The organism is Streptomyces sp. SID1328 (assembly GCF_009865595.1).
Classification (GTDB): Bacteria; Actinomycetota; Actinomycetes; order Streptomycetales; family Streptomycetaceae; genus Streptomyces; species Streptomyces griseoluteus.
In genome coordinates this window covers 1-6,394 of the sequence record NZ_WWKH01000361.1, presented here as the reverse complement: position 1 = coordinate 6,394, position 6,394 = coordinate 1, and the positions used below count along the sequence as shown (strand labels likewise).

At 70.3% G+C, this 6,394-nt stretch carries 3 protein-coding genes and 2 pseudogenes; 2 read left to right on the top strand and 3 right to left on the bottom strand.

Features of this window, described 5'->3' with window-relative positions; all coding sequences use genetic code 11:
* Positions 1 to 478 (top strand): annotated as a pseudogene (locus GT030_RS10805) (hydrolytic protein); the annotation flags it as partial.
* Positions 479 to 833: 355 nt separating this feature from the next.
* Complete coding sequence (locus GT030_RS10800) at positions 834 to 1,193, top strand: hypothetical protein (RefSeq protein ID WP_161200909.1); 360 nt, start codon at positions 834 to 836, stop codon at positions 1,191 to 1,193.
* Between the two features lie 20 nt (positions 1,194 to 1,213).
* Here GT030_RS10800 and GT030_RS10795 read toward each other — a convergent pair whose 3' ends face one another.
* The 3 genes and pseudogenes from GT030_RS10795 to GT030_RS10785 all read right to left on the bottom strand — a co-directional run.
* Positions 1,214 to 2,887, bottom strand: coding sequence for a DUF4157 domain-containing protein (locus GT030_RS10795; protein ID WP_161200908.1), 1,674 nt, complete (start codon positions 2,885 to 2,887; stop codon positions 1,214 to 1,216).
* Positions 2,888 to 3,049: 162 nt separating this feature from the next.
* Positions 3,050 to 5,827, bottom strand: coding sequence for a lectin (locus GT030_RS10790; protein ID WP_237522308.1), 2,778 nt, complete (start codon positions 5,825 to 5,827; stop codon positions 3,050 to 3,052).
* A 147-nt stretch (positions 5,828 to 5,974) separates the two neighbouring features.
* Positions 5,975 to 6,102, bottom strand: a pseudogene (locus GT030_RS10785) (D-2-hydroxyacid dehydrogenase family protein); the annotation flags it as partial.
* Between the last annotated feature and the right edge of the window lie 292 nt (positions 6,103 to 6,394).

The following is a 6,394-nucleotide window of genomic DNA, read 5'->3' as shown; positions in this document are numbered from 1 at the left end:
CGACGGCGGGGTGCCCGGCACCGGCACGGGTGGCGCGGGCAGCCGGCCGGGTACGGGCGGCGGTGCCGGTACGGGCACCGGGACCGGAACCGGCGACGGCGGCGGTGGCGGCTTGGCCGGTGGCGGCCAGAGCTCGGCCACCATCGACGTACAGACGGGCGGCGGCTCGGAGAAGACCGGCACCTACACGGTGCCCGCGGACAAGGTGTTCCAGGTCACCGACATCGTCGTGGCCAACTTCCAGGGCGACGAGGGGGTGCTGACCATCAACTTCGGCGAGCGGAAGATCACGACGATCGCGCTGGAGACCTTCCGCAACCAGGACTATCACTGGGTCACCCCCATCAGGATCGCCGCGAACGACACGGTCACCGCCCAGGTCACCTGTGCCAAGCCGGGCACCCCCGCCACCGGCAGGCGGGCCCAGGAGTGCCATGAGGTGCTCAACGTCAGCGGAGTGCTCAGCGACATCAGGTGACTTGGGGCGTCACGCCCATGCTCTTCGAGACGCGCCGTGATGCAAAGCCGCGACAGGGCCGGGCGTCCGGAAAACGGACCCCCGGCTCTGTCGGTCAGATGACCGAATTGCGCGAGTATGTTCGGGTGTCTTGCCTGAATTTCTCTCGGTAACCGCGTGTAACCGTCATTGACTATGCATCAAACTTGGCTTGATCTCCTCTAAGCACCGGAGCAGGGCAACCGTCATGATCCGGCTCCGTTCGATGGGGGGTGGGAGAGCGCGTTGCGCACACCCAGGCAGGGGACGGACCGGGACGAACGCCTGGTCCCGGCGCCGGTGGCCCGAGCTGCGCACCTCCATCGCCAGGGGCGACGTGGACGGCCTGGTCTTCGTCGTCCACCACTCTCATGAGGACCCCTCGGGCGGCCCGCCGATCCTGGAGCCGGTGGAGAGCTTCCACGTCCGGACCCAGAAGGAGTTCGAGGACCTGCCCCGGGCCCCGGCCGGCCAGGCGTGGCGCGACAAGCAGCGCGTGATCGACCAGGAGCAGCGCGCCGCCCTCGCCGACATCCACTCGCGCGAGGGGGAGATCGAGGCGCTGGACGATTTCGTCACCGACCTCTTCCGCCGCCACGGCCGCGACCTGCGCTTCCGGGACACCGGCACCCCGCCCAGCACCCGCTCCAGCTCCGCGCGCGAACCGCCCCGTTCGGACTCTCCGGGCGCCGCCTGAGCGGGTGCCGGGCGGCCGGCTCAGGGAGAGGTCGACATCTGGTCGTCGGACCCCTGGTACTCGTCCCCGCTGCTCTGCGAGTCGAAGGTCATGGTCATGAACGGCTGCCCCTGCGACTGGGACCCGTCGGACATTTCCACGTCCGAACTGCTGGAGGAACTGGAGTCGCTGTCCGGCGACGGGCCCGGCGCGTCGTGCAGCGTGTAGGTGGCCTTGTCGCCCGTACCGTGCTGGGTCACCAAGCCCGCCGCCACATACCGTTCGAGCTGCTTCTTGCGGCGGTCGGCGGGGATGACCGACTTGGACATGCCCGCGGCGTGCTGCGCGGCGGCACCGGCGGCCGGGGTTCCGCCCTGGGCGCGCGCGTCGTGGTAGTCATTGTGCGAGAGCATGTCGGCCCGGTCGGCGCCGAGCGCGAGCAGCACGAAGTCGTCCATCTCCGCGGACGTCAGGGTCTCGCCGGAGCGGCGGTCGAGGTCGTCCATCGCCTTCTCGTAGAAGAAGAACAGGTCGCTCGGTTCGGCGCCGGACCTGATCAGGTCGTTGGTGTCCGGCTCGTTGTCCCACTGCTTGTACGGCGCTCCGTCGTGGTAGACGTCGATCCGGGTCGGCACCATCACCGCGCGGTGGTTGCCGTTATCCGACGCGTAGTGCACCACGAAGCGCACGGTTCCCGAGTCGATGTCCGCGAGCGCCTGCTCCATGCGACGCCACATGCCGGTGCCCTGGTTGAGGGACCACTGCGGGACGATGTTCCGGGCGTCGTCCACACCGCCGACCTCCAGACCCATGACGTGCCCGCGGTCGTACCCGGCGCCGCCGAACAGGTCCCGCCACACGTCCGCCTCGGTGGGCACCTTCCACTTGTGGGCCGCCGCCTGCCCCTTGTACGCCTGCTGGAGCTTGCGCACCGCGATCGGGTTGGGCGCGGCGGGCCGGCCCTTGGTGCCGGTCTTCTTGACCGGGCCGCTCACCTCGTGCGGACGCTGGATCGGCAGGTTCTGTGCGGCCCCGGCCCCCTTCTTGGCAGGCACATAGTGCGAGACATGTGCGTTCTCCAGGTCCATGGTCAGGGCCCGCTGCACCATGCCGGGGTCCGCGCCGGCGGCCCGCTGCACCGGGTCGGAGGCGCCCCCGTGGTCCGGCACCGGACCGGACATCACCCGGTGCGCGTTGGCCTCCGCGGCCCGCTCGAAACGGTCACCGGGATCGGACAGGGCGAACCCGTGCCCCGAGTCGGTACCGGACACCGGCCCCTGCCGCTGCTGCACGACATGCGTCAGCTCGTGCGCCAGGGTGTGCTTGTCCCCGCCGCCGCGCCCCAGTACGACATGACTGCCCGCGGTGTACGCGCGGGCACCGATCTCGGTCGCCGACCGCTCCGCGTCCGGCCCGCTGTGCACCCGCACATCCCCGAACCCGGTCCCGAACCGCGCCTCCATCTCCCCGCGCACCGAGGCGTCCAGCGGCCGTCCGGGCCCCCGCAGCACCCGGTGGACCGAGGACCGCTGCACGGCGGCCGCGGCTGCGGCGTTCCCGGCTGACCGCTGGAGCGCCGCGACACCGGCCGGACTCACCGCCCGCCCGGGCCCGACGGGCCGCACGGCCTCCGTCCGGCCCCCGGAAGCAGAACTCCGGTCCTGTACCGCCTCGTTCCCGGCTTCCTGCCGGTTCCGCCGCTGGTGTGTCGCCATCTCGCACCTTTCCTCAGTGGGCCCATGGTGCCGACCGCTCACGGGCGGCGCCAGGGCGAGCGAGGCACTGTGCGGGCATCGTGGATGCCCCGACGGGACCGCGCCGGGCTTCCGGGCCGGCCGAGTGCGGCCCCGCCCGAGGACGGGACCGCACTCGGGAGCTCAGGCCGCCGGAAGGGTCCACTTCTGGGCCGCCGACCCGTTGCAGGCGTAGATCTGCAGCCGGGTGCCCTCCGCCGTGGCGGAGTTGGGATCGTCCAGGCACAGACCGGAGTTGGCGTTCTTCAGCGAGCCGTCCGAGCCGGCCGTCCACTTCTGCGCGCCCGTGCCGTTGCAGGCATAGAGCTGGACGAGGGTGCCGTCGGCCGTCCCGCTGTTCGTCACGTCGAGGCACTTGCCGAGCGTGCGCAGGGTGCCGTCCGACGCGACCGTCCAGTCCTGGGCGTACGTACCGTTGCAGGTCCACAGCTGGATCGCCGTGTGGTCCGCCGTACCGGAGTTGGCGTCGTCCACGCAGAGGGAGGAACTGACACCGGACTTCACCGGACCCACCCGTGGCCTGGCGGGGGCGGAGGTGTCGCCGGGGTAGGACGGGGGAGCGGCCGAAGTCCCGGCGGCCCACGCGGTGTTGGCCGTGGTGCCCAGGGTGAAGCCGAGGGTGCCGCCCGAAGTGAGCGCGGAGGCCGGAGCGTAGGCGTTGTTCCACGCCGAGCCGTTGAAGGTCGCCGACTGGACGTAGGGCGCGTTGTCCGCCGCGCCGGAGCCGTTGATCGTGAGCGCCCTGCCCGAGGGCAGCGTGACCTGCGCCTGCGGGAACAGCGGCGAACCGAGGGCGAGATCGGCCGTGCCCGGCGTCATCGGGAACATACCGAGCGCCGACCAGACGTACCAGGCACTCATCGCGCCCAGGTCGTCGTTGCCGTCGGCCAGACCGGCGGGGGAGTTGGACCAGATCTGGTCCTGCACCGCCCGTACCGTCGCCTGGGTCTTGTACGGCATGCCGATGTAGTCGTACTCCCAGGGGAGTTCGATGCTCGGTTCGTTGCCGACCCAGGCGTAGCCGTTCGCGCCGGTGTAGCTGCGCAGCACGGTGTCGAGGTAGTCGCCCATCACCCTGTTGCCGCCCTTGGCGGTGGCGAGCCCGGCCACGTCGAACGGCACCATGCCGGTGTAGATCCAGGAGTCGGCCTCCACCATGTCCGTCCCGCTGGTCGGGTCGAACCCGCCGGTCCAGGTGCCGTTGAGGTTGCGCGGCTGGACGAAACCGGAGGCGGGGTTGAGCACGTTGCGCCAGTCCTGCGCCCGGTGCGCGTACGTCTTCTGGCTCCCGGTGTCGCCCAGGGCACCGGCGAAGGCGGAGAGGGCGAAGTCGGCGGTGTCGTACTCCAGGGTGGTGGCGACGGGGCCGTAGAAGTTGCAGCATCCGTAGCTGCCGTCGTGGGGCTCGTATCCCGGATTGTCGAGGTAATTGAGGCCCGGCCGGTCGTTGTTGGCGGTGCCGGCCTGCTTCACCAGACCGGCGAGGGCCGCCGAGGTGTCGAAGTTCCGCGCGCCGAAGGCGTAGTAGTCGGCGATGATCGCGGCGGCCGGGTCACCGACCATGACGTAGGACTCGCCGTTGTTCTCGGACCACTTGGGGAAGATCCCGGTCTGCTGGTAGTCGTCGACCATCGACTGGGCGGTGTCGGAGGCCACCTGGGGGCTGACCAGCGCCTCCAACTGGGCCTGGGAGCGGTAGATGTCCCAGCCGGAGTAGTTGGCGTACGCGGCCCGGTGGCCGGAGTCCACCGTGTGCGTCCTGCCGTCGAAGCCGAAGTACTGGCCGCCCGTGTCGCTGATGACGTTCGGGTGCAGCAGCGAGTGGTAGAGCGCGGTGTAGAAGATCTTCTGCTGGTCCGAGGTCCCGCCGCCGATCAGCACCTTGCCCAGCGCCGAGTCCCAGGCGTCGTGCGCCGAGGTGCGGACGGTGTCGAAATTCCAATTGGGGTTCTCGGCGGCGCGGTTGGCGCTCGCGTTGGCGACCGAGACGTAGGAGACGCCCACCTTGGCCTGGACGACCCGGCTGGAACCGGTGTCGAAGGTGACGTGGGCGTTGGACGCGGCGGCCTTGGGGGCCGTGTCGTCCGTGACGGCCTTGGGCGCCGTGCCGTGCAGGCGCGGGTGGTTGGGCCGGTCCGCCGCGTTCTTCCCGGCCCGCCTGGTGCTCGGCGCCGGCTTCGGCGCCGCGAGCGAGCTGCCGCTGGTGGCGAAGGGCCGGTCGAAGACCATGTCGAAGTAGACGGTGTAGCTGTTCCCGGCCCCGCAGAACCGGCCGCTCGTCACCTGCCCGCTGACCTCGGTGCTGGACACCACGTTGAACTGGGTCGAACTGGCGCCGTTCTGGCTGCCGTTCAGCTTGAAGAGCAGGTTCGCCTGCGTGGTCGCCGGGAAGGTGAACCGCGCCATCCCGCTGCGCGTGGTGGTGGTCAGCTCGGTGGTCACCTTGTTGTCCAGCGCGACCTTGTACGACCCCGCCGTGGCGGACTCGTTGGCGTGCGAGAAGGAGTCGGTGGCCGAGTTGTCGACGGCCCCGACCGTCGGCAGCACCGGCACGTCCCCCGCCGCCCCGCAGCCGGGCCCGGCGATGTGCGTGAGACTGAAGCCCGTGATCGAGGAGTCCTTGTACTCATACCCCCCGCCCGGCGGCCGCGACGAGGTGTCCGGGCTCCACTGCACCATGCCGAACGGCACGTCGGCGCCGGGGAAGTCATTGGCGTCGTTGGACGTACCGATGAACGGGTTGACCAGATCGGCCGGATGAGCCACGAAATCCGCGACCCGTGCGGGTGCCGCCGACGCGGGCAGCGCGTACGCGCCGACCAGTGCGGCCCCTGCGACGGCGGCAGCCGCCGCGTAGCCCCGACGCGCACGCCGGGGTCTGCCTAACGAGATCCAGGACATCGTTCTGTGCCTCCTGTGGGAGTGGGGGAGAGCGAGGCGGAACCGGGAACCTCCACGGCATGATTGACAACGTTGTCTCAGCGCTGTGGCAACGTAGTGGTGGGGCGTGCTCACGTCAATGCTGTGGGTGAGACCGACGCGGAGTCCGGCTGTCGCCGCCGCGTAGTCGATCACTGAGTTGTGCAGCCGGAGGCGATCAGCAGCTTCAAGCGGGGCAGCCGGTGCAGCAGGGTGGCCGCAAACGGCACCCGCTCGCGCGAGGTGACCACGCAGTCGAGTCGACGAGTGCCGCGGCGGCGTACCGGCAGCTCACCGGCGCCCCGCGAGACCTGCCATGGCCTCAGTGACGAGACAGACCCACCATCAGAAACGGTCTCTTAGCAGTCCAGAACTTCCACCGCCCGCCACACGGCCGTCGGGGCATCTTCCACATTCGATCCCCAGGCGTTCCACCCGCCCCCCACGTTCTCCTGTGCCGTTGACGACGATCTGGTGTGTTCGTTCGGCTTGGGCGAGGAATGGCGGCGGTGGGGAACAGACCCCGACCTGCTTCAGGACGAGCTCGAG

Coding starts and splice junctions, on each gene's coding strand:
- GT030_RS10790 (WP_237522308.1), bottom strand. CDS start 5,827: ATGTCCTGGATCTCGTTAGGCAGACCCCGGCGTGCGCGTCGGGGCTAC.
- GT030_RS10795 (WP_161200908.1), bottom strand. CDS start 2,887: ATGGCGACACACCAGCGGCGGAACCGGCAGGAAGCCGGGAACGAGGCG.